Raw genomic sequence first — 23,504 nt, forward strand, 5'->3', positions numbered from 1 at the left:
GAGCCGAGGGAGGAATAACGCGATGGACCGTGGCATCGGTACTACGCACGCCGTCACCCTCAGCGGTGTCCCGGAAACACTGATGTGGAACCTCTATCAGCGTGCGTGGGAAGCGCGCCGTCCCCGGCCGGTACTCCACGACCCCAAAGCGGTGGAACTGGTCGACACGATCGACTTCCCCTTCGAGCGGCGCTTCGGGCGCCCCAACGGCCTTATCGCCCAAGGCCATGCATTGCGCGTCCGTATGTTCGACGCAGTGGTGAGAGACTTCCTCGCCGCCCATCCCTACGGCACCGTCGTTCAACTCGCCGAAGGGCTGGAAACCCAGTTCTGGCGCTGTGACAACGGCCATGCCCAGTGGCTCGGCGTCGAGCTGCCCGAAACCGCCGAACTGCGTCGCTCCTTGCTACCGGACAGCGAGCGCCGACGTACCCTCGCGTGTTCGGCACTCGATCTGTCCTGGCGTGACGAGATCGACCCTTCGCGAGGAGTACTCATCACCGCCCAGGGGCTGCTGATGTACCTGCAGCCCCGCCAAGTGCGTGACCTGCTCGCAGGCTGCGCCGAAGCTTTTCCCGGCGGCGCGCTCGTCTTCGACACCGTGCCACGCTGGTTCAGCGCCTATACCTTTACCGGCGCCGTCCGCACCGCGCGAGGATATCCGGCACCACCCATGCCGTGGGCGATCAACCGGAGTGAGCTTCCACGGCTGGTCACTGCGCATCCCGCGATTACCTCTGTCCGTCAGCTCCTACCGTCCGTAGGAAGAGGTCTCTATCATGGCGCGGTAGCTCCCCTCCTCAGTCGCATCGGTATCCGTAACGCTCTGGTACTGGTTACGGCAGTGGCGCAATTCGGGCAGCTGTCACGTATGGAGCCTTCGGCTATGAAGTCTTCGGGTGCGGAGCCCCCGGCACGGCATCTTCGAGTAGGGATTCTTCCGGCCGAAGCCGGTTGACGTGACGGGACATTGCCGAGCGGCCGGTAACTGGGAGGATCGCTGCGATGAAGGTCTTGCTGATGTCCCATGGCACGCGCGGTGATGTCCAGCCGTATGTGGCCTTGGCCTGCCGTTTGATGGCGGTCGGACACGACGTGACACTGATGGGCCCGAACTCCCTCTGGGAATTGGCCCGCTCGGCAGGAGTGCCCTACGTTCCTGTGGTGGACGGGCCCCTTGAGCTCCTTGCCGATCCTGTTGTCCTGCGAGCCAACGAGGATTGCCGCGGGCTTCGCGGTGCGGTACGCGGTATGCGCTGGTTCAGAAGAAACCGGCCGTATTACGTGAAGCTGCTGGAAGACCTGATTGCGAAGGTCCAAGGACTGCCTCGTCCCGACGTCGTGGTCTTCGCGCCCTGGGTGCAGGCGCATCACCTCGCCGAGTGGCTCAAGGTGCCCGCTGTGCCGGTGTGTTTGCAGCCTGGTTGGGTGCCCACACCCGACTTCGTCAATCCGTTGGTACCCGTTCCCTTGCCCGCCTCGCTGAGCGGGGCCTCGTATGCCTACGCCGAGTGGCTGGTGCGTCTCCTGTACGGCTCGTCGGTGACGCGATTGCGACGCGCATTGCTGGGATTGCCGAATCGGGCGCGTGGGCCCAGCATCCTGTTCCGTCCTGATGGGCGGCCGGCCACCGTATTGCAGGCATTCGATCCCGGAGTGCTGCCCGGCGCACCTCGCTATCCTCCGACCACGCACACCACGGGCTTTTGGCATCTGCCGATCACCGACGAGTGGTCCATGCCTGCGGACCTGCGCTCGTTTCTGGAAGCGGGTGATCGGCCCGTGTACATCGGATTCGGCAGTATGGTCGTGAGCCGTTCTGTCGCGAGAAGCAGGGCCGTCCTTGCCGCGGTACGCAAAGCCGGGGTCCGGGCGGTGATTGCCGCCGACTGGGGTGGGGCAATGGCCTCCGAACAGGAGCAGTGCCGAGGCTCCGACGATGTCTTCTTCGCCGACGAGGCACCGCACGACCGCCTGTTCCCCCATATAGCTGCCATCGTGCACCACGGCGGCGCCGGAACCACGGCATCGGCCCTGCGATCGGGCCGCCCGCAAGTCGTGTGCCCGTTCACCTTCGACCAGCCCTTTTGGGCGCGGCGCATGCATGCCCTCGGCCTTGCGCCGGCGCCTCTGCCGCAGAACGACCTCACGGCGGACCGTCTGGCCGCCGCACTCCGTCGAGCCGTCGGTGACGGCCAACTGAAGGAAAGCGCCGAACAGTTCGGCCTTTGCAGTCTCACCCGAGATGGCGTGGGAAGAGCCGTCGAGGTCCTGGAATCCGTCGTGGAGTCCTCCTGACGGCCGGCCCGGCGATGCGTAGCGGCAATTCAGCAGCGCAATGCCGCGGTGCAGCCACCGCGAAGGCGGCCGAGTGCTGGTGCCTGGGCGATGTCAGTGGACGCCGGTAGCCTGGGCTTCCTGTTGGTGGGCACCGAAGAGAGCCGACTCGTCGTCCTGCGCGGCAACAGCGCGTCCGGCAAGTCATCTGTCGCGGCGGGCCTGCGTGAGAAGTTCGGCGGTGGTCTGGCCGTCGTCGCCCAGGACAACCTGCGCCGCATCGTCCTGCGCGAACATGACCGACCCGGCGCGGCCAACCTCGGCCTGATCGACCTGACGGCCCGCTACGCCCTCGATGCGGGCTTCCACGTCGTGGTCGAAGGCATCCTGGGCGCCGACCGCTATGGCGCCATGCTCGCCCGACTGCGCGCCGACCACCGCGGCGCGACGCACCACTACTACCTCCACGTGCCGTTCGCGGAGACCCTCGCCCGGCACGCCACCAAACCGCAGACCGGTGAGTACGGCGAGGCGGAGATGCGAGCCTGGTACCGGGAACGCGATCTCTTGCCCGGCGGCGTCGAGACGGTCATCGACAGCGACAGTTCTCTGGCCACCACGGTGGCGCGCATCATGCGGGAAACCGGCCTGGCCGGCCTCCCCGCCCTGGACTGCTGACGCACCCATGCACGACACCCCACGGATTCGCGGCACCCGCCCGCGTCAGCGCCCGTGACGCAGGAAGTCGCCTGCGCCACGCAGTGTGGTGCGCAGGGTGCGTTGCGTCCGCGTGCTGTCCAAGCGGACGTCCAACGCTCCCGGGGAACCGGTGCCGGCGCGGCGGCCGGCAGTCAGCCGGGAGGTGTCCAATGCGTCGCGTTCGGCGATCAGGGCGCCGAGTTCATGACGGCTGACGGCATCCGATCCGGCAAGGTGGCACACGCCGGCGCGGTCGGAAGCGGCCAGTTCGAGAACGGCCTGCGCGAGGTCGGTGACATGGACGGGGCACCGGATGTCATCGGTGAACAGCATGCCCTCGCGGCGCCCGGTGGCCAGATCGTGGACGAGTGTTTCGTGTACGGAGCCGCCGTCGCCGATGATCAGCGAGGTGCGAGCGATGACGGCGGCCGGGGCGATCAGGCGGATCGCCGTTTCGGCCGCGGCCTTCGCAGCCCCGTACGGGGTGACCGGATCCGGCATGGCCGATTCGTCGTAGCGTACGTCGGCCCCGGAGAAGACGGCGTCACTGGACACGTGCACCAGCCGCGCTCCGTACTCGGTGGCGGCCGTCGCCAGACGGATCGCGCCGTCGGCCGTAGTGGCCCAGTCGGCTTTGCGATACGCCGCGTTGATGACCACGTCCGGCCTGGACCCGCTGAGCACCGGTGCGATCTCCCTGCTCTGACGGAGGTCCATGGGAAGCCAGCGGATCCCGGCGATGGCGCCGGCGCGGGTGGCGAAAGTCGCTGTCACGGTGTGCCCGGTCGTCTGTGCCTGGTGGGCCAACTCGCGGCCCAGGAAGCCACTGCCGCCTACGATCAGGATGTTCATGACCGGTCAGGTTAACCCGTTCTCGACCGGATCGGGGCTCGTCGTCCGTGCGGCGGTCGGTAGGTTGAGGTGGTAGCCCAACCGCCGCCTCGGAGACTGCGGATTCATCCAACGGCCGGTTGCGGGTGCGGCACGGCGAGGGCGACGGACTCCCGGACGGATTCCAGCGCAACTGCCCTTTCGTGGTCGGTCATGTGAGCCGGTCCGTAGGTGATCACGGGGGCGAGGGTCTGGTAGCCGACGAACTCCAGCATGCCGCGGTGTATATGGAAGAGAAAGTCGTCGATCGAGCCCAGGGCGCCACCCGACTGGAACGACTCGCTGGGCCCGCCGGTCGTGACCAGGAGCATCGCCCGCTTCCCGGCGAGGGCAGCGTCGTCGAAGAGCCCGTAGTCCCCGCCGAAGACCCCACCCATCACGAAGACCCGGTCCACCCATCCCTTGAGGATGGCCGGCAGCGAGAACCACCACAGCGGGAACGAGAGCACGAGCAGATCAGCGGCGAGCAGCCGATCGAGATGGGCCTTGACCGTGGCGTCGAGCGTTCCGTCCTTCAGGGCGCGCATCTGCTCGGCCTGCGGCTTGAAGTGGCCTTCTACCGGCGCGAACTCGTCACGGCCGAGGACCGGGGCCCAGGCGTCGGAGTAGAGGTCGAGGACATCGACCCGGTACCCGGCGTCACGCAGGGTCTGGGCCGCGGTGGTCATCTGGGCGGTGCTGAACGAATGGGGCTCGGGGTGAGCGTGCACGATCAGGGCGGTGGGAGCAGCATCGAAGGGCGACATGAGGAGATCGTATCGACGTATTGCGATGTGTCAATGGGGTGACCGGGGTCGATCGCTCGCGCCGGCTGCGTCGGTCGCTCTTCGTGGCCGTCGAGGCGAGTGCCGTCAGGGTGCAACGCCCGCCCACCGCACGGGCGTTCACGGAAAGCGGCCTCGTGTAGCCGGGAGAGTGGTTTGGCGTTCCCGTCCGGGTGAAGGCACTGGCTCCGCCTCGCGCGTACGCCAAGTGTGATGAGCGAACAATTCACACGACAGGAGTACACCGAACGTGGCCGTTCCCCACCCCAAGAAGCCAGGCACGTCGAGTGGCGAGCCACTCGCCTCGGACGCTTCGTCCGCCTCGCAACCTGTGCCGCAACCGCACGACGCCCAGCCCTCACGGCGCGCCATCGTCGCGGCGACCGGTGCCTCGGTGCTCGCCGCCGGCCTGACCGCCGCCTCCAGTACGCCCGCACTCGCGTTGAGCCCCGCCACGGCACCCGCGACGGCGCCGACCGCAGCACCGCCCGGCACCGACCCCACGGCGTACACCACCGTCGCCCGCGCCATCGCCGTCTACGACCAGCAGGACAAACCCCTCGTCCCGACGTACCTGAAGGCCGTCGAACAGGGTCTGCCCACCAGCCGGGCCAAGGCGACCAAGCGGGTCCTGATCGTCGGAGCCGGCCCGGCCGGCCTGCTCGCCGCCAACCTGCTCCACCGTGCAGGCCACGACGTCGTCGTCATCGAGGCCAACGGCAACCGCGTCGGCGGTCGCATCAAGACATTCCGCAAGGGCGGCCACGAGAACGGGGAGCAGCCCTTCGCCGACCCCAAGCAGTACGCCGAAGCCGGTGCCATGCGGCTGCCCGACAGCCACCCCCTCCTCATGGCACTGCTCAAGAAGCTCGAACTCCCGCTTCGGGAGTTCTACCTGGTGGATGTCGACGTCGAGAACCCGACGAAGCGGGCCAATCGTGCCTGGATCCACGTCAATGGCGTCCATATGCGCCGGGCCGACTACGAGAAGAATCCAGAAAAGATCAACGCGACCTTCGGCGTCACGGGCCCCAACCGCACAAAGACCGCATCGGCCATCCTCGCCAATGCCCTCGAACCCGCCATGCGGCTCATCCGGGGCAAGGAAGGCGCAGCCCTGGTCGACGGATGGGCGGAGGTCCTCAAACGGTACGGCCACTGGTCCATGTACCGCTACCTCACCGAAGTCGCCGCACTCGACACCCGGACCATCGACCTCGTCGGCACCATCCAGAACGTGACCTCGCGACTGCACCTCTCCTTCACCCACAGCTTCCTGTCCAGCGCGCTGATCGACCCCAAAACCAAGTTCTGGGAGATCAAGGGCGGTACCGCACTGCTCGCCGATGCCCTGTACAAGCCTGTGAAGGGGCAGGTGAAACTCGACCGGCGCGCCGTACGCATCGAACACCACGCCGGCAAAGTCAGGGTGCACACCGTTTCCGAGGACTGCCGGCCCGGCAAGGGCGGTGTCACGGAGGTCTTCGACGGCGACGAGGCGATCATCACCGTCCCCTTCTCCGGACTGCGCCATATGGCCTTCAACCCGCCACTCGGCTACGGCAAGCGCCGGGCCATCACGGAGCTGCACTACGACGCCGCCACCAAGGTGCTGTTGGAATTCTCCCAACGCTGGTGGGAATTCACCGAGGCACAGTGGGAGACGGCGCTGAACTCCATCGAGGACAAGCTCTACGACAGATACCAGGCGGGCAAGGTCGACGCCGGCAAATACCTCGGTGCGCACAAGTCCGTAAAGGCGCTGGGAGTGACGATCCCCGACGACGTCAAGAAGTGCTTCACCGCCTTCCGGCCCGTGATGAGCAGCGAACCGGACGCCGCTCATCTCCGCGGCGGCGGCAACGTCAGTGACAACACCAACCGCTTCATGTACTTCGAGCACGCGAAGCCCATGGCGGGCAGCGAAGGGGGCATCCTGCTCGCCTCCTACAGCTGGTCGGACGACGCCCTCAAGTGGGACGCCTTCGCCGACGACGAGCGGTATCTGCGCGCGCTCGCCGGGGTGCAGGAGGTCTTCGGCCGCCGATGCGAGGTCTTCTTCACCAACAAGTGCAAGACGCAGTCATGGATGCGCGACCACTACGCCTACGGTGAGGCGTCGGTGCTCCTCCCCGGTCAGCACACGGAACTGTTCCCCGACGTCCCCACTTCCGAGGGCGCGCTGCACTTCGCGGGGGACCACACCTCCATCAAGCCCGCCTGGATCGAGGGCGCGCTCGAGTCCGCCGTCCGGACGGCACTGAAGGTCCACACAGGCTGACGGGGAGGGCGCTCCGCCGCCTCCCGACAAGTCTGCGATTGTTGGGAGGCTGGCGCTTCCGGCCTCCGGCACGACAAGCCCTACGAGGGCAGGGTTGACTCCTCCTGCCGGCGTGCGATCGGGAGGGCGAGAGGGGTCGGACGCGATACGCCTCCTCGGTGAAGCGCACCATGGCGATCGGATCGCTGACGATGGCGTACGCCTCGGCCGGGGTGGCGTGAACCGTGACGGACCCGACGGCGGCGGGCTCGGGGAAGCGGGGGTATGCGCATGACTGCCCCCTCGGCTGATGTACGCGGCGCAGTGGAGCCCGCTCCGCCGCACCTTGCGGCCGAACGCCATGGCCTGATCCAGCCCCACCGACCAACCGCACGGCGATCACTCGGGTTCGATTTCGATAGGGTTGCGCGACTTCTCTGTGTTCCCGGATCTGGTGAGGAGACCAACCTCTATGGCAGAGCAGCGAGTTGTCATCATCACCGGCGGAGGGACCGGCATCGGTGCCGCGACCGCCCGACTGCTGCGAGCCGACGGGCACCAAGTCGTCATCGCCGGACGGAGGCCGGACCCGCTGCACCAAGTCGCCGCCGAGACCGGTGCCTTGGCCTGCCCCACCGACGTCACGGACTCGGCTGCCGTCCGGCAACTCGTCGAAACCGCAGTGGCCACTTACGGCCGCCTGGACGGACTGGTCCTCAACGCCGGCGTCGGACGCAGCGGGGCCGTCGGGGACCTGTCGGACGAGACATGGGAGACGGTCCTCCAGACCAACCTGACAGGTCCCTTCCGGTTGCTGCGCGCCGCACTGCCGCATCTGCTCAAGACCCGCGGCTCGGTGGTCGCGGTGGCCTCGGTCGCCGCACTCCGCAACGGCCGCGGCAACGCCGCATACGCGACCTCCAAGGCAGCCCTGCTTCAGCTGTGCCGGTCGCTCGCGGTCGACTACGGGCGATCGGGTCTGCGGGCCAACACCGTGTGCCCCGGCTGGGTGCGTACCGAAATGGCCGACCGGCGCATGGCCCGCTTCGCGGAGGAGGCCGGCCTTCCGGGTGGGGGAGTGGACACGGCGTATGAGGAGGCCACCGCGTTGGTGCCGACGGGGCGCCCGGGCGAGCCGCATGAGGTTGCCGAGGCCATCACCTGGCTGCTCTCGCCCGCCGCCTCGCTGGTCAACGGTGCGGTACTCACGATGGACGGTGGAGTGACGGCGCTCGACCCCGGGACCGCAGCGTTCGACTTTCGCCTTGAGCCCCGCGACAACGGCCGCTGACACCCCGTCGGGTATTGGACTCCATCCCTGGAGGTCGGGCAGGGCTGGGTGGGGGAGAGTAGTGGTAGCCGCGGTGCTTGTTGCGCACAGCCCAGGGAATCAGCCTCAGTCAAAAGAGGCCCACCGGTGGTGACCGATGGGCCTCAAAGGAGGGCTGTGGTGCTCGCGGTGTAGCTGTGGTGTTCGCGATGTATCAGAGAGGAATTCCGAGGACGCTCCAATTGACCGGAGTGCTGTGGTCGGTGAGAAGCCCGCCCAGAGGCATCGTGACATGCGGTTGGATCGGGGTGCCGTCCCTGGGAGCGGCCACGGCCGACACCGGCATGGAGCCGAGAAGCACAGTCACAAGCGCGAGACCGAAGAGTGTGCAACGCGTATTTTTCATGTCGTGCCAACGATTCGATGACACCGACGTCACCATAAGGTGCCCCCGCCTTAGGCCGGGTGGGCTATCGCCGCCGGCTGGCCGATCGGCCCCGCACCGGTCCCCGCCGTGCGGGATTCCGGCAGCCACATGGCCAGGATCGGGCTCGTCCGGTCGAAGACTTTCGCCAGGGGGAGGAAGTCCTCCGCGCCTGCCACTCGCCACAGACGGCGGTCCACTCCCAGGAAGAACGGTCGGTCCCAGAACTTCACTCCGGGCTCGAACTCCAGCTCCTGGCTGGTGAATTGCTCGTAGTCACGTACGTTCTCCCAGGTGTCGAAGAGGTACCGGCCTCCGATCTGTGGCGCTCCCGTCACCGGGGCGTAGCGCAGCGGCGTGTACTTGTGCCGCATGCCGGGGCGGACGTCCATACTGCGCCGTTCGATCTCCAGCAGGTCGACGAGCCGCTGTACCGTCACATGCGTGGTCTCTCGGCGGCCATGCCCCTTCACGTGACGCCGAACCCGAACACCATGCTGGGCCAGTCGGTATCCGGCGCTCTGTCGTCGAGCGCTTTGCTGATCGCGCGCTCTTCGTACCTGAAGTGGGATTCCATGATGGCCGCCAAGCCGTCAAGCTCACGTCCGATCGATTCCAATGCCGGACCATGCAACCCGGCGGCTCTCTCGGCGAGTTCGCTCACCCGGGACAAGATCGAGGAGATCATTTCGTGATCCTCGACCAGCTTCGCAACCGTCGTGGTGAGATCCGGGCGCTCCTGCAGCAACTGGGAGAAGATTCCATCGTCCTCACCCTTGTGGTGCGCGGTCAGTGAAGAGCAGAAGGCCAGGCAGTGGGCGAGAAGTGTACCGTCGCTCAACCGGCGGTGTCCGAGGCCGTTCCTGATCTCTTCGACTTGGTGGAGGAGTTCTTGATGCGCTTGTGCGAGCTGTCGGCTCAAGGCGACTACCCGGTCGCCGCCGTGGGAGGCCATTGATGGCGGTCCCTTCGGTTCCGCACCTCCATGCCTGACGCTGTCCGTCACCGGCACGCGATGCTGGCAATATCTGACCACGTGGAGGGCGGGACGGCAAGCACGGTTGCCCAGGCCGGGCCGCACAATGGGAGTCGGGGTGTCGATGGCGGTTCATGAGGGTGGTGTCGGGGGCTTTCAGGTCTGCACGGGGAGGGAGCGTCCCGAATGGTGGGAGAACGAGGAGCGAGCGGGACAGCTGGAAGCCGCTGTGGAGGGGCTGCGGCAAATCCGCCGTCTGGCCAACGTGGGTGTGCCTGAGCCTGAGGCGCTACCCGCCGAGTGGGAGCGCCGCCAGCCGTTGCGAGCCGTCAGTCTCCTGCTGGAGGCGGGCGGGATCGTCCCGGCTGCCGTCGATAGGTCCGGTGCGGTGGCCAGAACGGGATACCGGACGAGCCTGGCTGCCGATGGTGGGGATGGAGGAGACGGAGGGGACGGAGGTGTGCGCGTGGAGTGGGCCGGCCCGCGGGGGAGCGGATCCCGCTACGAGGAACATGAGCAACTGGCGTACTGTGCTTCGGCGTTGCGGCCATGGGGGTTCGACGCATTGATGGTCAAGGGCCCCGGCCGTCGCTGGCACTTGGAGGTTGAGCCTCGTCCAGGCGGACGCTGAGTCTCGACCAAGCGGGCCCTGAGCCGATACGCGTGCCTGTTGGTTGCCGACGGCCACCCGCAGACCCCCTGCACCTCTGCCGCGAACAACCTTGGCTGTGGGGGAGTTGGTTGAGATGCTTCATGAGGAGCACGATAATTTCGGCAAATTAACCTATAGCTGCACTGGGAGTGCGGTGTTGTCGTTCCGGATTGGGTGGGACGGCCGATGGGTCGGGGCGCCAGTCGCTCCACCTTGACGCTCAACACCGGAAGTCCGTAAGGGGATAGCGTCCTGACCTCTGCGTGGTCAGGGCCGGGGCGAACGAGTCTTCCGTGCCTGGGTTGCTCGGGGCAGGCCGTCGCGGCCTCACTCGGGAAGCCCTCCCTAGGCGTGTCCGATGGGTCACTGACCAGGTCTGCCCGTATTGTCAACCGCGGACCAGAGAGTGGTCGGTTCATCGCATCCACCGGGTGGATTCGCTCTTGCAGACATGTCGCTGCGGGCCAGACGCGGCGGCGTTACCCAGCACCCCGTTACCTGTCGTAGGAGGAACGCCATGCCCCGTAGCACTCGCCGAGCCGTCTCCGTCGTCGTCGGAGCTGTTGCGCTCGTCGGACTCGTGGCCCCTCAAGCCAGCGCCGACGAGGCCGCCAGTCCGGTCAAGAGAGTCATCACGAAACTGGGCTTCCCGACGGAGAACGTGGACAACCTCGTGATCGATGCTGCCGGCGCCGCGAACGATCTCGTCTGACTGCGGCCCGTGAGGGAGTGAACAACCGCGGGGCGGGGCGGTGGGCTGCCCCGCCCCGCGTGCACGACGGTCGTGTAGTTGTTGCTGGCTGTGCAACCGCCGGGTCAGGCGGCGCCGGTTAGTGCCTGAGGCCGCTGTGCAGTTCCAGCCGCGTTCCTGGGAACCGCTGGCGGAAGCCGCGATCGTGCGAGACCGCGACGACTGCCCCTGGGTATGCGGCGAGCGCGGCCTCCAGGTCTTCGACCAGGTCGAGCGCGATGTGGTTGGTCGGCTCGTCCAGTACGAGCAGGTCCGCGGGCCGGGTGATCAGGTGCGCTATCTGCAACCGTCGTTGCTGCCCCGCGGAGAGGGAAGCGACCGGGACGCGCAGGTCCTCCTCGCGGAACAGGCCCAGTGCCAGCAGTTGTTCGGCGTGCTCCTCAGGTAATCCGGGTCGGCCGGCGGCGAACGCGGAGAGCAGCGGTAGGCGTGTGCAGCGCGTGGGGAGTTCCTGCGGCAGGTATCCGATCCGGGCAGCGCGGCGTACCGTACCCGCATCGGGTTCCAGGTCGCCCGCCAGGATACGCAGCAGGGTTGTCTTGCCGGCGCCGTTCTCGCCTGTGACCAGGAGCCGCTGCCCGTGGCTGATCGTCAGCGGTCCGTCCAGGCAGAAGCGCTGGCTGACCGCAACGCCGTTGAGCTCGGCGAGCGGGCGGTCGACGGGATGTTCGCCGCGTGTGACTGACAGTGCGGCCGTGAACCGCAGTGGTTCCGGCGGCGGCGCCACCGGATTGCGCTGCAGATGGGCCAGCCGCTCCCGGACGGCCCGCACCTGACCGCCGAGCTTCGCCTCGTGCGACCGGCGGTGCTTGCCGAAGCCCTGGCGGGGGTCCCTGCCGGTGACGGCAAGTCGCCTTCCCGCGGCTTCGAGCAGCTCCTCGGTACGGGCAACCTCCTGAAGCCAATCCTCGTATGCCTGTTCCGCGCGGCGTCGGGCCGCCGCCTTGGCGGTGCGGTAGCCGGCCCATCCGTCACCGTACCGATGCACCGTGCGCGCATCCCGGTCGACCTCGAGGATCGTGGTGGCGATGCGTTCGAGGAAGCCGCGGTCGTGGGTGACTGCGACGACGGTGCCGCGGTGCGCGCGCAGGTGTTCCTCGAGCCAGCGCACGGCCGATGCGTCGAGGTGGTTCGTCGGTTCGTCGAGCAGTAGAAGCTCAGGGGCGGCGGCCAGGACACAGGCGAGTGCGAGCCGCGACTGCTCACCGCCGGAGAGCGATCCGAGCACGCGGTCGCGGGTGATCCCGGCGAGGCCGAGCCCGTGCATGGCTGCGTCGACCCGGGCGTCCGCCTCGTAGCCACCACGTTCCTGATAGGCCATCAATAGATCGCCGTACGCGGTGAGTTCGTCCGGGGAAGCCGCGCCCAGGCGCTGCTCCGCCGCACGGATCCGGCGCTCCATGTCGCGCAGTTCGCTCAGTGCGCGGTCGACGGCATCCTGCACGGTGCGGTTCGGGCCGAGGTCGAGGGTCTGGGCGAGGTGGCCGGTGCCGCCTGGAAAGCTGACGGTGATCTCCCCGGCGTCCGGCGACTCGGCCGCGGCGAGCAACCGCAGCAGGGTGGACTTGCCGGAACCGTTCTCACCGATGACGGCGGCCTTCTCGCCTGGGCGGACGGTGAAGGAGACCTGGTCGAGGACGGTCCGGGTGCCGTAGGACTTGGTGAGGTGCTTGACGGACAACTGTGCCACGGCAGCGGGTGCAGCGGTATGGGCGCGTTCGCGCATGTGACTTTCCCTGAGAGTGTGAAGTGTCTACGGGCAGCAGAAACGGCGGCGTCGGCCGTGCCCGGACTCAGATGAAGTAGAAGAAAGTCATGCCCTCACCATAGCAGAACGATCCGTCTCGTCTCTGTTTGATGCTGCCACCCGACGCGCCACGTAGTGCTTGACTGTCGACGTGGCGTGAAAGCAGCGGGAGTTGCGGGCTTGGGGTGGCTCCGGGGTGGGGGTCGAGCCGGCGGCGTTGCGGGAATCCGTCGGAAGCATGCTTAAGCAGCGCATGGTTGCATCGGTCGGCTTGTGAGGGGCGGAAGGCTTCCGTCCGGTCGGATATGGCTTCCGCGGTACTCCGATCGGAACGAGTGGGTGGCAGCATGGCGGGGTCATGGCCGCAGCATCGCTGTCGAGAGGGGTGCGCGCCGCGCTGTTCGCCGCGGTGTGCGTTGTGCTGTCCGCGGCCGGCCATGTGATGATGTCCGGTTCCGACGTCGCGTGGTGGGCGCTGGCCGCTGCGTTCTTGGTGACGGGGGCGGGCGCGTGGGGGGCGGCCGGTCGGCAGCGTGGCCCGGTGGCGATCGTGGGCGGGCTGCTGGGTGCGCAGGTGTTGCTGCACCATCTCTTTGCGTGGGCGCAGGGAGGGGCTCACGGGGCCATGCCTATGCCCATGCCCGTTCCCCTGCCCATCCCCATGCCCGTACCTGTGCCAATGCGCGCGAACATGGCTATGTCGGCGGATATGGATATGGGCATGGGCATGGGCGCGGGCATGGACGTGGGTGATGCAGCGCATTGCGTGCACGGATCCCTCGGGATGGTTGTCGTGCACGGGTTGGCTGCCGTGGTGTGCGGGTTGTGGCTGTGGTGGGGCGAGAGTGCCTTTTTCCGGCTGTTGCGCTGCCTGGGCATGTTGGCCGTACGAGCCTTCGGGTCGTTCAGGCTGCTGATCGTCTGCTTCGTTCGTCCCGTACAGCGGGCGAGCGTGCGGGCCCTGGCGCGGGCGGAGTTGCCCGTCGACCGGTTGCGGGCGGCGTTGCTGTGTCATGTGGTGTCGCGGCGCGGGCCGCCGTCGGGGTCGGCCTGTTTGGCCTGTTGCTGAACGTCCGTCGCGGGCCGCTGGGCCGCCGGACTGCCGGGCTGCTGAGCCGGCCTGGTGGTCGGTGGCGCCTGCGCGCGGGCGATGGACGTGTGGAGTGAGCGACCGTCGCGGCTGCCCGTGATCCCTGTGGTCGAGGGCGCGCGGCGGGATCTTTGCTGCCTTGCGGCCGCTTGTCCCGGTCCGGCACTCATGTGGTGGCGGTGACCGTCAGCGGACGGCGGTCGTCCATCTGCCGTGCCCTGGTGCGCTGGGCACCGGTGCGGCCGCATACCGAGGACTGAACCCCGATGACACGCATACATTCTTGGCGTACGCGTGCGCTCGACCGCGCCGTGGTTCGCCGGCTGAGGGCACCGTTTCCCATTCCCCGTCGCTTCCTGTCCGAACTGAGGAACTCAGCTGCCGCCCGTACCGTCCCGGTGGGCCGTCAGCGACTTCAGCAACCGGTCCGTCCAATCGGGGCCGGGGCCGGGAGTCGTACTGCTCATGGTGCGCAGCCTTTCGGCATCGGCGGCCCAGCGGCGGCAGTCGGCGCATCGGGCGAGATGCCGGTCGAGGGCCTCCGACTCAGGGGCGTCGTAGTCGAGTTCGCCGTCCAGGCGGGCGGAGAGGGCGGCGCGGTGGGGGGCGCAGATCATGGCTCCATTGTCGCTCCTACGAAGCCCCCCGTGGGTATACGTGCTGTCGCTTTCCCGGGGCCGGGGGCGTGCGATGGACGATGAGCAGGTGACCGCCCTGGCGTTGGCCGCACGTGCCGGCGACTCGGCGGCAGTGGAGGCGTTCGTCCGGGCCACGCAGCGGGATGTGTGGCGGTTCGTCGCCCATCTGACCGATCCGCAGTCGGCGGACGACCTCGCGCAGGAGACGTTTCTGCGTGCGCTGGGCAGCCTGGCGCGTTTCGCCGGGCGTTCCTCGGCCCGTACGTGGCTGCTCTCGATCGCCCGCCGGGTGGTGGTGGACCGGCATCGGGCCGCCTCCGCCCGGCCCAAGAAGGCGGATGTGGCGGACTGGGAGGCGAGCGCGGAGCGCTGCCAGCCGCATGGCCTGCCGGGTTTCGAGGAGCGGGTGGCGCTCGACGAACTGCTCGCCGGCCTCCCGGACGACCGGCGGGAGGCGTTCGTGCTCACGCAGGTGGTCGGCCTGCCGTATGCGGAGGCGGCCCAGGTCGTCGGCTGTCCCGTGGGCACGGTGCGGTCGCGCGTCGCCCGGGCGCGGGACCAGCTGATCACCTTGCTGCGGGCCGCCGAGGCTCCCGTGGAACGGTCCCGCGCAGGGCGCGGCGAAAACGGCCGGGAACCGAAGGCGTTCGGTGTCCGACAGCTCTCCATGGCCGGGGCGCATGCCCCCGGGACGCGGCACGCGATGAGTGCGGGGAGGAGGGTGTGATGGACGGGCTCGGCGTACACATGGCCGAGGTCTGCTGCCGTCACGGCCGGCAGGAGGTGGTGCGTGAGGTGGATCTCGACATCGCCGCCGGTTCGCGGGTGGCGCTGACCGGAACGAACGGGTCGGGCAAGACGACGTTGCTGCGTGCGGTACTGGGACTGCACCGCAAGGTCGGCGGCCGGATCTCGGTGGGCGGCAGGCCGGCCGGCACGGCGGCCGAGTGGGCGTGGCGGCGGCGGGCCTGTGCCTGGATCCCGCAACGCCCGGCCGTCGGCCGCTTCCCGCTGCTGGTACGGGAGTTGCTGGCCAGCAGCTGGGCTGCGCGGGAGGCGACGGAGGCGGCAGGGCGGCTGGGCGTCGGTGAACTCGCCGACCGGCCCCTGCACACGCTCTCCGGCGGCCAGCTCCAGCGGGTCCATCTGGCCAGGGCGGTCGGCTGTGTGGCGGCCGGCGCGGGAGTGCTGCTGGCCGACGAGCCCACGGCCGCGCTGGACTTCGACGGGCAGTCGGAGGCGGCCGAGGTGCTCACCGGCCTTCCGGTGACGCTGATCGTGGTGACCCATGACCGGGGGCTGGCGCAGCGGTGCGACCGGGTCCTGGAGATGGCCGCCGGGCGGCTCCGGGAGGTCCGATGAACGGGGCCGGGTTCGCGCACCTCGGCGATCTGCTGAGCCTGGTGCCGGTGCAGCGCGCGGGTCTCGCGCTGCTGCTGGCGGCCGTCGGGCTGCCGGTGGTGGGGGTGGTGATCGTGGGGCTGGACATCATGCCGGTCCGCTTCGCGATGATGCATGTGGCGCTGCTGGGGATCGCGATCGGGATGCTGACCGGGCTCGACCCGGCCGTGTGCGCGATCGTCACCTGTGCCCTGGCCGGAGCCGGGATCAGCCCACTGGCCCGTACACCCGACGGGCTGTCCGGGGCGATGGGGCTGCTGATGAGTCTGGCCATCGCCGCGGCGCTGCTCGTCCTGGCGGTCTCGGGCGTCAATGCCGCCGGGGCCTTCGCGCTGCTGTGGGGGGCGATCCTGTCGGTGGGCGACGGGGACGTGGCCGTCCTCGCGGTCCTCGCGGTGATCGTCCCCGGGCTGTTCTGGTGGCGGCGGCGCCAGGTGGCACTGCTGCTGCACGACCGCGAACTCGCCGTCTGTGCCGGGGTACCGGCGCAGCGGCTGACCCTGATCCTGCTGGTCCTCGTCGCGGTGGCGGTGGCCGGCGCGATCCGGCTCACCGGTGCACTGCTGGTGGACGCCCTCACCCTGCTGCCCGCGCTGGCCGCCCGCCGACTGGGCCGCTCCCTGGGCTCGATCGTCGGCTGGGCGATCGGCATCGGCACGGCCGTCAACCTCGTCGGCTTCCTGCTGGCCCTGGTCCTGGACCTGCCGCCCGGACCGATTCTCGTCCTCGTGGCCGGGGCGACGGCCCTGGTCGCCCACCTCGTCCCCGAACGGAGGAACCGCTCATGGCGCAAGTCCGCGTCTCCTTCCTCTCCGCCGTCGCACTGACGGCGGGACTGTCCCTGCTCGCCGCCTGTTCCGGCGGCGGCAGCACCGACGACGCCGCGCATGCTGGGTCCCACGGCAAGAAGAACGGCGGGCCGGTGGTCGTGGCCACCACCACCTGGGAGGCGGCCTTCGCCCATGCCGCCGGTGCGCCGGACGTCAAGGTCATCGTGCCGTCGACCGTGCAGCACGCCCCCGACTACGAGCCCAAGCCCTCCGACCTCGCCGCGGTCGCCGGCGCCGACTATGTGCTCTACGCCCCGTTCGAGCCCTTCGCGGGGAAGATCAAGAAGGCCGCGGGGTCGAAGGCCGAACTCGTGGAGGTGAACCTCGACAACACCGCCGCCAAGGCCACCGCCCAAGTGGCGGCGCTGGGACGGAAGTTCGGCACCGAGAAGGCGGCAGCTGCCTGGACGAAGTCCTTCCAGGCCGAGTACGGCAAGCTCTCTGCCGAGGTGAAGAAGGCGTGGCCGGGCGGCCGCCGTCCGTCGGTGGTGGCCCAGACGTTCTCCACCTGGGCCGCGCAGATGGCGGGCGCCGACCTGCTCGGCACGTACGGGCCGGACCCGGTGACCCCCGGCCAGGTGTCCAAACTGTCGGCGAAGAAGCCGTCGCTGGTCCTGGACAACGTCCATATGTCGACCGGCACCGTCCTGCCGGACTCCGGCGCCAAGCAGGTGGAGATCGCCAACTACCCCGGCAAGGACCTGGACCTGCTGAAGGTGTATCGCGAGGCCGCGACCGCGATCGAGAGGAGTCTGTCCACGTCCTGAGCGGGGGCCTGTTCGACAGGTCGCCAAGTCAGAGTGCTGACATGCCAGTTGGTCGACAGGTTCGGTAGGGCGACAGTGTGGTGAAGGGCCGCGGATCGATCTTTGCCGCGGCCCTTTCGCCTGCCCGGGCCGTGGGTGCGCGGCTACTCCGCCTGGGCGCCGCCGGTCTCGGCCAGTCGTTCGCGCAGGGCTGCCCGGTCCGGCTTGCCCGCCGGGGTCAGCGGCAGCTCGTCCAGGAGCAGCAGCGCCTCGGGGTGCTTGCGGCGCTCCAGGCCGCGCGCGTCGAGGTGATGGCACAGCTCCTTCAACGTCGGTTCCCTCAAGGTCAGTTCCGTCAAGGTCAGTTCCGGCGACGGTGGTTCTGGGGCCGATGGTTCTGGGGACAGTGGGTCCCGGACCGGTGGTTCCTGGCTCTGTTTCGGCACCACGCAGGCGCCGAGCCGTTCCCCCATCAGCTGGTCCGGTAGGCCCACGCAGACCACCTCCCGAACCTGAGGGTGCGTCAGGAGGTGCCGTTCCACCTCATTGGGACTGATGTTGACGCCTCCTCGGATCACGATGTCCTTCAGCCGCCCCATGAGGCGCAGCGAGCCGCTCTCGTCCAGTATGCCGAGGTCGCCGGTACGGACCCAGCCGCCGGGGGTCCGGTAGCGGGCGTCGAGTTCGGGGGAGCCCACGTACGACAGCGGGGTCATCGGGCCACGGGCGACGATCTCACCGGTGACACCCGGCGGCGCCGGGGCGACCTCGCCGGGCGGGGCGTCCAGGTCGGCGATCAGGATGTCGGCCACCCGGGGATCGGGGTGCCCGGCCGCGATGCCCGGCCCGTCATCGGGCTGCGTTCGCTCGGCGAGCCCCGTATGGCAGTTCACGCCGTCGGCCGACCCGTAGAGGTTCACCACCGCGCAGCCGAAGGCGCGCCGGGCCTCGGCCGCGGTGCCCGCGTCGAGAGGAGCGCCGCCCAGCACCATCGCGGTGAGGGAGGAGGTGTCGGTCGGTGTTCGGCCGAGGCGCTCCAGGAGCATACGGATCATGGTCGGTACGGCGAAGAGGTGTGTGGGGCGGTGCCGGGCGATCGCGGTGAGGGCGGTGCCGGGGTCGAAGCGGTCGAGGAGGATCAGGGTGCCGCCGTGGCGGGCGAGGGTGACGGCGGTGCCGCTGCTGCCAAATGCCGAGGCCAGCGGCACCAGGTAGAGATTGCGCGGCGGTTGGCCCCTGTCCAGGAGGGACGCCATGACGTTGCCGCGGCCGCCGGCCAGCGCGTTGTGCGAGTAGGCGACCATCTTGGGTTCGGCCTCGGAGCCGGAGGAAACCAGGATGCGGACGGCCGCGTCGGGGTCGGGGCGTGCGGGCGTGAAGGCGGCGCCGTCGGCCTCCAGCAGCGCGTCGAAGGAGGCGGCGCCGGGCGGGGGCTGTCCGGGGCCGGCCGCGAACACCGTGGGGAGCGCCGGGAGTTCGGCGGAGAGTGCGACCAGGTCCTCGGCGTGGCGGTTGCCTCCGTGCTCGGTGGCGGCGATGACGGCGACCGCACCGGAGCGGCCGAGCAGTGAGGCCGCCTCGCACCTGCCGCGACCGACCGGAAAGGGCAGGACGACCGCACCGAGGGCGGCCAGCGCGAGGTCGGCGATGACGGCCTGCCGTCCGCTGGGCAGCTGGACCCCGACGATGTCGCCGGAGCGCACGCCGGCGGCGGCGAGGCCGGCGGCCAGACATCGCGCCCGCCGGTCCAGTTCGGCGTAACTCACCTCTCCCTGCGGGTCGATGACGGCGCCGCGGTGCGGGTCGGCGTAGCGCCGGGCACGGAAGAGCCCGTACAGATCGAGGTCGGGGCAGCTGCCGTCGGCCGCCCAGGAGCGGCGTAGCGCGGCCGGCACCAGATCACGGATCGGTGCGCGCACCTCGGTCCGCTCCGAGACGGCGGGCGCCGCGCCTGTGCTGGTCGAGTCGGTCACGGTCACTGTCCGGGTCACGAAAGACTCCAAGGAGACGGGACGGCGGGTGCGCCGTGGGCGTCACGGGTCAGGGCGCCGGCGAGCCGGGGGTCGCCCGGGAGGCCGGCGAGGTCGGTGCTGACAGCGGTGGCCGCCAGCCCGCGGGTGCGCAGGTCGACGAGGGCTTCGACGGTGGGCAGCCGCCGTAGGCGTGCCGCGCGGCCGGCGGCTTCGGCGGCGTGGGCATCGGCCGGGGCCAGCCAGCCGTCCGCGGTCCGCAGTGGACGGCGGAAGCCCGTCGGACGACGGGGGTTCCGGCCGGCCGCCGCACGGCGCAGGGCCGGCGCGGTGAGCAGGTCGGCGGCGCCCAGCAGCGAGGAGTCGACGCGGATGCCGTGCCCGGTGCGTTCGCGGGCCAGCAGGCCGGCCAGGACGGCCTCCGCGCCCAGCAGTCCGCCGAGCACGTCCAACAACGTCATCAGGGAGGGTGCCGGCGGCTCACCGGCAGGGCGGGCGGCCTCGCCGACGCCCGTTCTGGCCTGCACCATGAAGTCGGTGCCCACCGGCGCACCGGGCAGCTCCCGGCCGGCGAAACCACTGGTGTAGGCGTATACCAGACCGGGGTTGGTGACGGACAGTGCCTCGGCGTCCAGGCGCAGCTGCTCGGCCTTCCCCGGCGCCCAGTTGTGGAGGAACACATCCGCCCCGGCCGCCATCTCGCGCAGCCGGCGGCGTTCGGACGCGGACTTGATGTCGATCTCCACGGCCTTCTTGCCCCGGTTCAGGGCCAGCCACCGCGCGGAGAGACCGGAGCACGTGGGCGGCATACCGCGCAGCGGGTCACCACCCGGAGGCTCTATACGGATCACCTCCGCGCCGAGCAGACCCAGCAGGTGCGCGACGAACGGTGCCTGGATCCGGCGTCCGGCCTCCAGGACGACCAGGCCCTCCAACGGACGGGCGGACGACGGTATGCGCGCACGGGCGGCACGCGGGGCGGCCCGGCCGGGTGCGAGCGCCCACGGCACATCCGTCGCACCGCTCTCCGCCGCCCGCTCCACCAGGGTGTGGAGCCGGCAGACATCCGCCCCCGAGATGTCCGCGGCGCGGCGGACCTCCGCCCAGCTACGGGTCCGGGTGGCGACGTGCAACACCTCGGGCAGCGGGGCACAGCCCGTCGCGTACCGGAACTGGAACGGCCGCCAGCCCTCCCGTATCGCCGTGTGCGGCGCGCCCACCGCACGCCAGAAGGCCGCCCACACCGCGGGCTCCAGCGCCTCCAGCTCGAAGCGCGTCCCGTCGGCAGTGGTGAACGGCGGCCCGCCCGGCCCCGTCGGTGCCGCTTCCCCCTCCTCCGCTCCGGCAGCGGCTATGTACTGGGAGACCGTCAGCAGCGCCGCCCTGTCCACCGCGGTGGAGACCGAGCCGAACGTGCCGCCGCGCGCCTGACCGATCAGCGCGGCGAGCAGCCCCTGCACCGTGAGGACGCCGGCGGCGGTCGTCGCGTAGTCGACGGCCAGCCCGCGCGGGCCGCCCTCGCGCTGCCCGTGGACGGCCATCACTCCGCAGACCGCCTGCGCGGTGGCCTCGTCGCACACCTCCTGCGGAGGGCATACGTCCGCCCAGCCCACGCGGGCCAGCACCGGCGGATGCCCCCGTCCCGCCAGGACCAGTCGGGCACGGTCGGCCGGACCGCGGTCGGCGACCGGTGCCGGGCGGGCACCCAGCGCCCGCAGATGACCGACGGCCGTACCGGCCGGACCGGACGGGCCCGAAGCACTCAGCTCCAGCCCGTCGAGCGGCAGAGCCGTCCCCGTCGTCGTGGTGTGTGCCATGGCTGATCCTCCTCCGGCGGCGATGGCCGCCGCTTCGGCACCGGACTCGGCGCGGGAACCCGAGGGCGGTCGGAGCCGACAACTGTCCCGCGAGCCCAGCAGTCGGATGGCCGCAACGCCTGGTTCCCGAAACGAACGGAGAAAGCTGATGGAGATTCCGCGATCTGCCTGTGCGGACCGGAACCGGAACGTGGGAGGGCGCGCCGGGGAGGGGGATGACCACACCGGCGGGGGCGCGGTGTCGTCCTGCCCGGCGCCTGTCGCAGAACTGCGGGAGCGCATAACGGAATTCGTCACCCGTCGCGTCATCCCTCAGGAGCCCGCACTCGACGCGGGCGGCCCGACGGCGGCGCGGACCCTCGCCGCGCTCCAGGAGGTGGCGAAGCGGGAGGGGCTCTGGGCCTTGCCTCTACCGGTCGAACTGGGCGGTCAGGGGCTGCCGTTGACCTCGTACGCCCCCCTCGCCGAGGCCGAAGGGGCCAGCGACCACGGCCCGGCCGCACTCGGCTCCGCCACTCTGCTGGACGCCCGCATGCTCCACCGGCATGCCACGCTCCGCCTCCGCACACGCTTTCTGCCCCCGCTGACGGCCGGCAGGCTCCGCTCCGCCTATGCGATGACCGAGCCGGAAGCGCCGGGCAGCGACCCGCTCCTGACCAGAACCCGGGCCGAGGCCGGGGCCGACGGCTCCTGGAAGGTGCGCGGCCGCAAGTGGTTCACGACCGCGGCCGCCGAGGCCGACTTCGTGACCGTCCTCGCCCGCACCGACGGCGAGCCGCCCGATCGACACGGCCTGTCCCTGCTCCTGGTCCCCACGGACGCCCCGGGCTTCCGCCTCGTCAGGGAGCTGCCCATCCTGGGCGTCGGAGGCCAGTGGGAGATCGAACTCGACGACGTACGAGTCCCTGCCGACCACCTCGTCGGCGAACGCGGCCAGGCACTGGCCGTCGCCGCGCAACGTCTCCAACTCGGCCGCACACTGCGCTGCCTGCGGTGGCTCGGCCAGGCAGATCGGGCCTTCGCACTCATGCGCACCCGCGCCCGGGAACGGACCCTGCGCGACGGGCCACTCGGCAACCACCAACTCGTCCAACAGCAGCTCTTCGAAGCACTGCTCGCCGTCCGTTCCACCCGGCCCTTGGTCCACGAAGCCGCCCGGCTCATCGAGGCAGGTCACGACGCCCGCATCGAGGTCGGACTGGCCAAGGTCGCGGCGGCACGCATGCTCCAGCACGTCGCCGACGCAGCCATCCAGGTCCACGGTGCCGCCGGCCTCGGCCCGGACACGCCGCTCCCCGCGCTCTTTCGCATGGGCCGCCTGGCGCGCCTCCTCGACGGCCCGGACGAGCTGCACATCACCTCCGTGGCGCGACGGGTGTTGCGGGACGAGTGAGAGACAAGTACGGGGAGAGGGTTGGGGGAGGAGACGGTGCTCCGGCGGGGTGTGCGGACGCCGTGGGCACCGCCCGTCGCGTACGTAACACGTAACACTTCACACGTCGTCGGTATCCACCAACCCCGTCACCAGCGCGAGCCCGAGGGCGAGAAAGAAATCGCCCCACACCAACTCGTGCCGGACGGCAATGCCCTGATCGAGGTCGTAACAGCCATGGAGCAGCATCCCGGGCGGCCGGCCCGCGCCCGGAGCCGTCAGATGCGCGGTGACCAGATGCTCCAGGATCGTGGTCGCCCGCCCCCGCAACCCTTCCGCTTCGGACGCCGTGACAGCCGCCGCGAGCTTCAACAACGCAACCGCCTCGATCGCGGCGGCGGACGTGTCCATCGGCCCCCGCGACGTCAACTGGTCACCGAACAGGGCAGATTGATGTCCCGTCACCTGGGCGGCCAACGGAACGATCTCGTCAGTCATTCCCCCGTCGCGCCCGAGCACCTCCCGGGCAACTTGCACATACGCGCGGTCCTCCAGATACCGGGCGGCGTCGGCGAGGGCCAGCAGCAACCATGCCCGCCCGCGGCGCCAGCCCGGCGCCGGACGTGAACAGCCGACCCACCGTCCGTTCGCGGTCCATTCCCACGCCGGCCTCAGCGGCTCCGCACCGAGGCAGAGCGCGAGATGCCGGTCGAGATGGGACCGGGCGGCACGCCGTCCCTCGGCCGTTCCGGCGGTCGAGAGCAGCGGCACCATCCCGGCCGCTCCGTCCACCCGCGCCACCAGGCGAGGCCCGCCGAAGGCGGCGCCCCACGGCACGATGCCGAGCACGGCGTCGAAGGCGTCCTCCAGGCATACGCGAGCCGCCCGGTCCCGCAGACCCACCGCGGCGGGATCCCCACCGGGCCCCG

The 23,504-nt window shown here is 69.9% G+C and carries 21 protein-coding genes; 12 read left to right on the forward strand and 9 right to left on the reverse strand.

All coding sequences use genetic code 11. The annotated features are described in order from the left end of the window. Positions 1-22 precede the first annotated feature (22 nt). The 3 genes from B073_RS43880 (at position 23) to B073_RS0111100 (ending at position 2,955) form a co-directional block, all read left to right on the forward strand. Positions 23-958: a class I SAM-dependent methyltransferase gene (locus B073_RS43880; RefSeq protein WP_078507977.1), complete on the forward strand. Its 936-nt coding sequence runs from the start codon at positions 23-25 to the stop codon at positions 956-958. A gap of 47 nt (positions 959-1,005) precedes the next feature. Continuing rightward, entirely contained in the window at positions 1,006-2,298 is a 1,293-nt protein-coding gene (locus B073_RS0111095; RefSeq protein ID WP_018538166.1) for a glycosyltransferase, read from the forward strand. A 90-nt stretch (positions 2,299-2,388) separates the two neighbouring features. Continuing rightward, positions 2,389-2,955, forward strand: coding sequence for an AAA family ATPase (locus B073_RS0111100; protein WP_018538167.1), 567 nt, complete (start codon positions 2,389-2,391; stop codon positions 2,953-2,955). A 45-nt stretch (positions 2,956-3,000) separates the two neighbouring features. Here B073_RS0111100 and B073_RS0111105 read toward each other — a convergent pair whose 3' ends face one another. Further along, positions 3,001-3,828 (reverse strand): SDR family oxidoreductase, encoded by an 828-nt coding sequence (locus tag B073_RS0111105; RefSeq protein WP_018538168.1) that lies wholly within the window; start codon positions 3,826-3,828, stop codon positions 3,001-3,003. A 104-nt stretch (positions 3,829-3,932) separates the two neighbouring features. After that, positions 3,933-4,613: an NAD(P)H-dependent oxidoreductase gene (locus B073_RS0111110; protein WP_018538169.1), complete on the reverse strand. Its 681-nt coding sequence runs from the start codon at positions 4,611-4,613 to the stop codon at positions 3,933-3,935. A 349-nt stretch (positions 4,614-4,962) separates the two neighbouring features. Between B073_RS0111110 and B073_RS0111115 the strand changes: the two genes are divergently transcribed. Both B073_RS0111115 and B073_RS0111120 read left to right on the forward strand, forming a co-directional pair. Then, entirely contained in the window at positions 4,963-6,912 is a 1,950-nt protein-coding gene (locus B073_RS0111115) for an FAD-dependent oxidoreductase (protein WP_018538170.1), read from the forward strand. Positions 6,913-7,363: 451 nt separating this feature from the next. Further along, positions 7,364-8,182, forward strand: coding sequence for an SDR family NAD(P)-dependent oxidoreductase (locus tag B073_RS0111120; protein WP_018538171.1), 819 nt, complete (start codon positions 7,364-7,366; stop codon positions 8,180-8,182). 435 nt (positions 8,183-8,617) lie between these two features. On the opposite strand, the gene B073_RS39765 is transcribed toward B073_RS0111120, so the two are convergent. Together B073_RS39765 and B073_RS0111130 are read right to left on the reverse strand one after the other, a co-directional pair. After that, positions 8,618-9,025 carry a hypothetical protein gene (locus B073_RS39765; RefSeq protein ID WP_018538172.1) on the reverse strand — a complete coding sequence of 136 codons (408 nt, stop codon included), beginning with the start codon at positions 9,023-9,025 and terminating at the stop codon, positions 8,618-8,620. Positions 9,026-9,054: 29 nt separating this feature from the next. Next, a complete protein-coding gene (locus B073_RS0111130) occupies positions 9,055-9,540 on the reverse strand; it encodes a hemerythrin domain-containing protein (protein ID WP_018538173.1) in 486 nt (161 codons plus the stop codon). Between the two features lie 1,190 nt (positions 9,541-10,730). Between B073_RS0111130 and B073_RS46330 the strand changes: the two genes are divergently transcribed. Further along, the gene (locus B073_RS46330) at positions 10,731-10,925 is read left to right on the forward strand and encodes a hypothetical protein (RefSeq protein WP_158690114.1); all 195 of its coding nucleotides are present in this window, start codon (positions 10,731-10,733) and stop codon (positions 10,923-10,925) included. A gap of 118 nt (positions 10,926-11,043) precedes the next feature. Here the strand turns inward: B073_RS46330 and abc-f are convergent, their stop codons facing one another. Next, the gene (gene abc-f, locus B073_RS0111140; protein WP_018538175.1) at positions 11,044-12,690 is read right to left on the reverse strand and encodes a ribosomal protection-like ABC-F family protein; all 1,647 of its coding nucleotides are present in this window, start codon (positions 12,688-12,690) and stop codon (positions 11,044-11,046) included. Between the two features lie 379 nt (positions 12,691-13,069). On the opposite strand from abc-f, the gene B073_RS39770 reads away from it, so the two are divergent. After that, a complete protein-coding gene (locus B073_RS39770) occupies positions 13,070-13,780 on the forward strand; it encodes a hypothetical protein (RefSeq protein ID WP_018538176.1) in 711 nt (236 codons plus the stop codon). A 395-nt stretch (positions 13,781-14,175) separates the two neighbouring features. On the opposite strand, the gene B073_RS39775 is transcribed toward B073_RS39770, so the two are convergent. Next, on the reverse strand, positions 14,176-14,418 hold the full coding sequence (locus tag B073_RS39775; RefSeq protein ID WP_018538177.1) for a zf-HC2 domain-containing protein: 243 nt from the start codon (positions 14,416-14,418) through the stop codon (positions 14,176-14,178). 73 nt (positions 14,419-14,491) lie between these two features. Between B073_RS39775 and B073_RS39780 the strand changes: the two genes are divergently transcribed. From B073_RS39780 to B073_RS0111170, 4 genes are read left to right on the forward strand one after another with little or no spacing between them, the layout of a single operon-like run. After that, positions 14,492-15,166, forward strand: a complete 675-nt coding sequence (locus B073_RS39780) for a sigma-70 family RNA polymerase sigma factor (protein WP_051093980.1) — start codon at positions 14,492-14,494, stop codon at positions 15,164-15,166. Next, complete coding sequence (locus tag B073_RS0111160; protein WP_018538179.1) at positions 15,166-15,801, forward strand: metal ABC transporter ATP-binding protein; 636 nt, start codon at positions 15,166-15,168, stop codon at positions 15,799-15,801. The genes B073_RS39780 and B073_RS0111160 overlap by 1 nt, the downstream gene beginning before the upstream one ends. After that, entirely contained in the window at positions 15,798-16,667 is an 870-nt protein-coding gene (locus B073_RS0111165; protein WP_018538180.1) for a metal ABC transporter permease, read from the forward strand. The genes B073_RS0111160 and B073_RS0111165 overlap by 4 nt, the downstream gene beginning before the upstream one ends. Then, positions 16,625-17,437, forward strand: a complete 813-nt coding sequence (locus B073_RS0111170) for a metal ABC transporter solute-binding protein, Zn/Mn family (RefSeq protein WP_018538181.1) — start codon at positions 16,625-16,627, stop codon at positions 17,435-17,437. Before B073_RS0111165 ends, B073_RS0111170 begins: the two co-directional genes overlap by 43 nt. Positions 17,438-17,580: 143 nt before the next feature. On the opposite strand, the gene B073_RS0111175 is transcribed toward B073_RS0111170, so the two are convergent. Then, positions 17,581-19,335 (reverse strand): class I adenylate-forming enzyme family protein, encoded by a 1,755-nt coding sequence (locus B073_RS0111175; RefSeq protein WP_037811467.1) that lies wholly within the window; start codon positions 19,333-19,335, stop codon positions 17,581-17,583. A 68-nt stretch (positions 19,336-19,403) separates the two neighbouring features. Beyond that, positions 19,404-21,203, reverse strand: coding sequence for a CoA transferase (locus tag B073_RS0111180; RefSeq protein WP_018538183.1), 1,800 nt, complete (start codon positions 21,201-21,203; stop codon positions 19,404-19,406). A 148-nt stretch (positions 21,204-21,351) separates the two neighbouring features. Between B073_RS0111180 and B073_RS0111185 the strand changes: the two genes are divergently transcribed. Continuing rightward, positions 21,352-22,596: an acyl-CoA dehydrogenase family protein gene (locus tag B073_RS0111185; protein ID WP_018538184.1), complete on the forward strand. Its 1,245-nt coding sequence runs from the start codon at positions 21,352-21,354 to the stop codon at positions 22,594-22,596. 99 nt (positions 22,597-22,695) lie between these two features. On the opposite strand, the gene B073_RS0111190 is transcribed toward B073_RS0111185, so the two are convergent. Further along, positions 22,696-23,478, reverse strand: a complete 783-nt coding sequence (locus B073_RS0111190; RefSeq protein WP_234025050.1) for a sugar ABC transporter permease — start codon at positions 23,476-23,478, stop codon at positions 22,696-22,698. Between the last annotated feature and the right edge of the window lie 26 nt (positions 23,479-23,504).

It is taken from the genome of Streptomyces sp. MspMP-M5, from assembly GCF_000373585.1.
Taxonomy (GTDB): Bacteria; Actinomycetota; Actinomycetes; order Streptomycetales; family Streptomycetaceae; genus Streptomyces.

Excerpts from the sequence above, each read along its gene's own strand:
- B073_RS43880 (WP_078507977.1), top strand. The coding sequence starts at position 23 with ATGGACCGTGGCATCGGTACTACGCACGCCGTCACCCTCAGCGGTGTC.
- B073_RS0111095 (WP_018538166.1), top strand. The coding sequence starts at position 1,006 with ATGAAGGTCTTGCTGATGTCCCATGGCACGCGCGGTGATGTCCAGCCG.
- B073_RS0111100 (WP_018538167.1), top strand. The coding sequence starts at position 2,389 with ATGTCAGTGGACGCCGGTAGCCTGGGCTTCCTGTTGGTGGGCACCGAA.
- B073_RS0111105 (WP_018538168.1), bottom strand. The coding sequence starts at position 3,828 with ATGAACATCCTGATCGTAGGCGGCAGTGGCTTCCTGGGCCGCGAGTTG.
- B073_RS0111110 (WP_018538169.1), bottom strand. The coding sequence starts at position 4,613 with ATGTCGCCCTTCGATGCTGCTCCCACCGCCCTGATCGTGCACGCTCAC.
- B073_RS0111120 (WP_018538171.1), top strand. The coding sequence starts at position 7,364 with ATGGCAGAGCAGCGAGTTGTCATCATCACCGGCGGAGGGACCGGCATC.
- B073_RS0111130 (WP_018538173.1), bottom strand. The coding sequence starts at position 9,540 with ATGGCCTCCCACGGCGGCGACCGGGTAGTCGCCTTGAGCCGACAGCTC.
- B073_RS46330 (WP_158690114.1), top strand. The coding sequence starts at position 10,731 with ATGCCCCGTAGCACTCGCCGAGCCGTCTCCGTCGTCGTCGGAGCTGTT.
- abc-f (WP_018538175.1), bottom strand. The coding sequence starts at position 12,690 with ATGCGCGAACGCGCCCATACCGCTGCACCCGCTGCCGTGGCACAGTTG.
- B073_RS39770 (WP_018538176.1), top strand. The coding sequence starts at position 13,070 with ATGGCCGCAGCATCGCTGTCGAGAGGGGTGCGCGCCGCGCTGTTCGCC.
- B073_RS39775 (WP_018538177.1), bottom strand. The coding sequence starts at position 14,418 with ATGATCTGCGCCCCCCACCGCGCCGCCCTCTCCGCCCGCCTGGACGGC.
- B073_RS39780 (WP_051093980.1), top strand. The coding sequence starts at position 14,492 with ATGGACGATGAGCAGGTGACCGCCCTGGCGTTGGCCGCACGTGCCGGC.
- B073_RS0111160 (WP_018538179.1), top strand. The coding sequence starts at position 15,166 with ATGGACGGGCTCGGCGTACACATGGCCGAGGTCTGCTGCCGTCACGGC.
- B073_RS0111165 (WP_018538180.1), top strand. The coding sequence starts at position 15,798 with ATGAACGGGGCCGGGTTCGCGCACCTCGGCGATCTGCTGAGCCTGGTG.
- B073_RS0111170 (WP_018538181.1), top strand. The coding sequence starts at position 16,625 with ATGGCGCAAGTCCGCGTCTCCTTCCTCTCCGCCGTCGCACTGACGGCG.
- B073_RS0111180 (WP_018538183.1), bottom strand. The coding sequence starts at position 21,203 with ATGGCACACACCACGACGACGGGGACGGCTCTGCCGCTCGACGGGCTG.
- B073_RS0111185 (WP_018538184.1), top strand. The coding sequence starts at position 21,352 with ATGGAGATTCCGCGATCTGCCTGTGCGGACCGGAACCGGAACGTGGGA.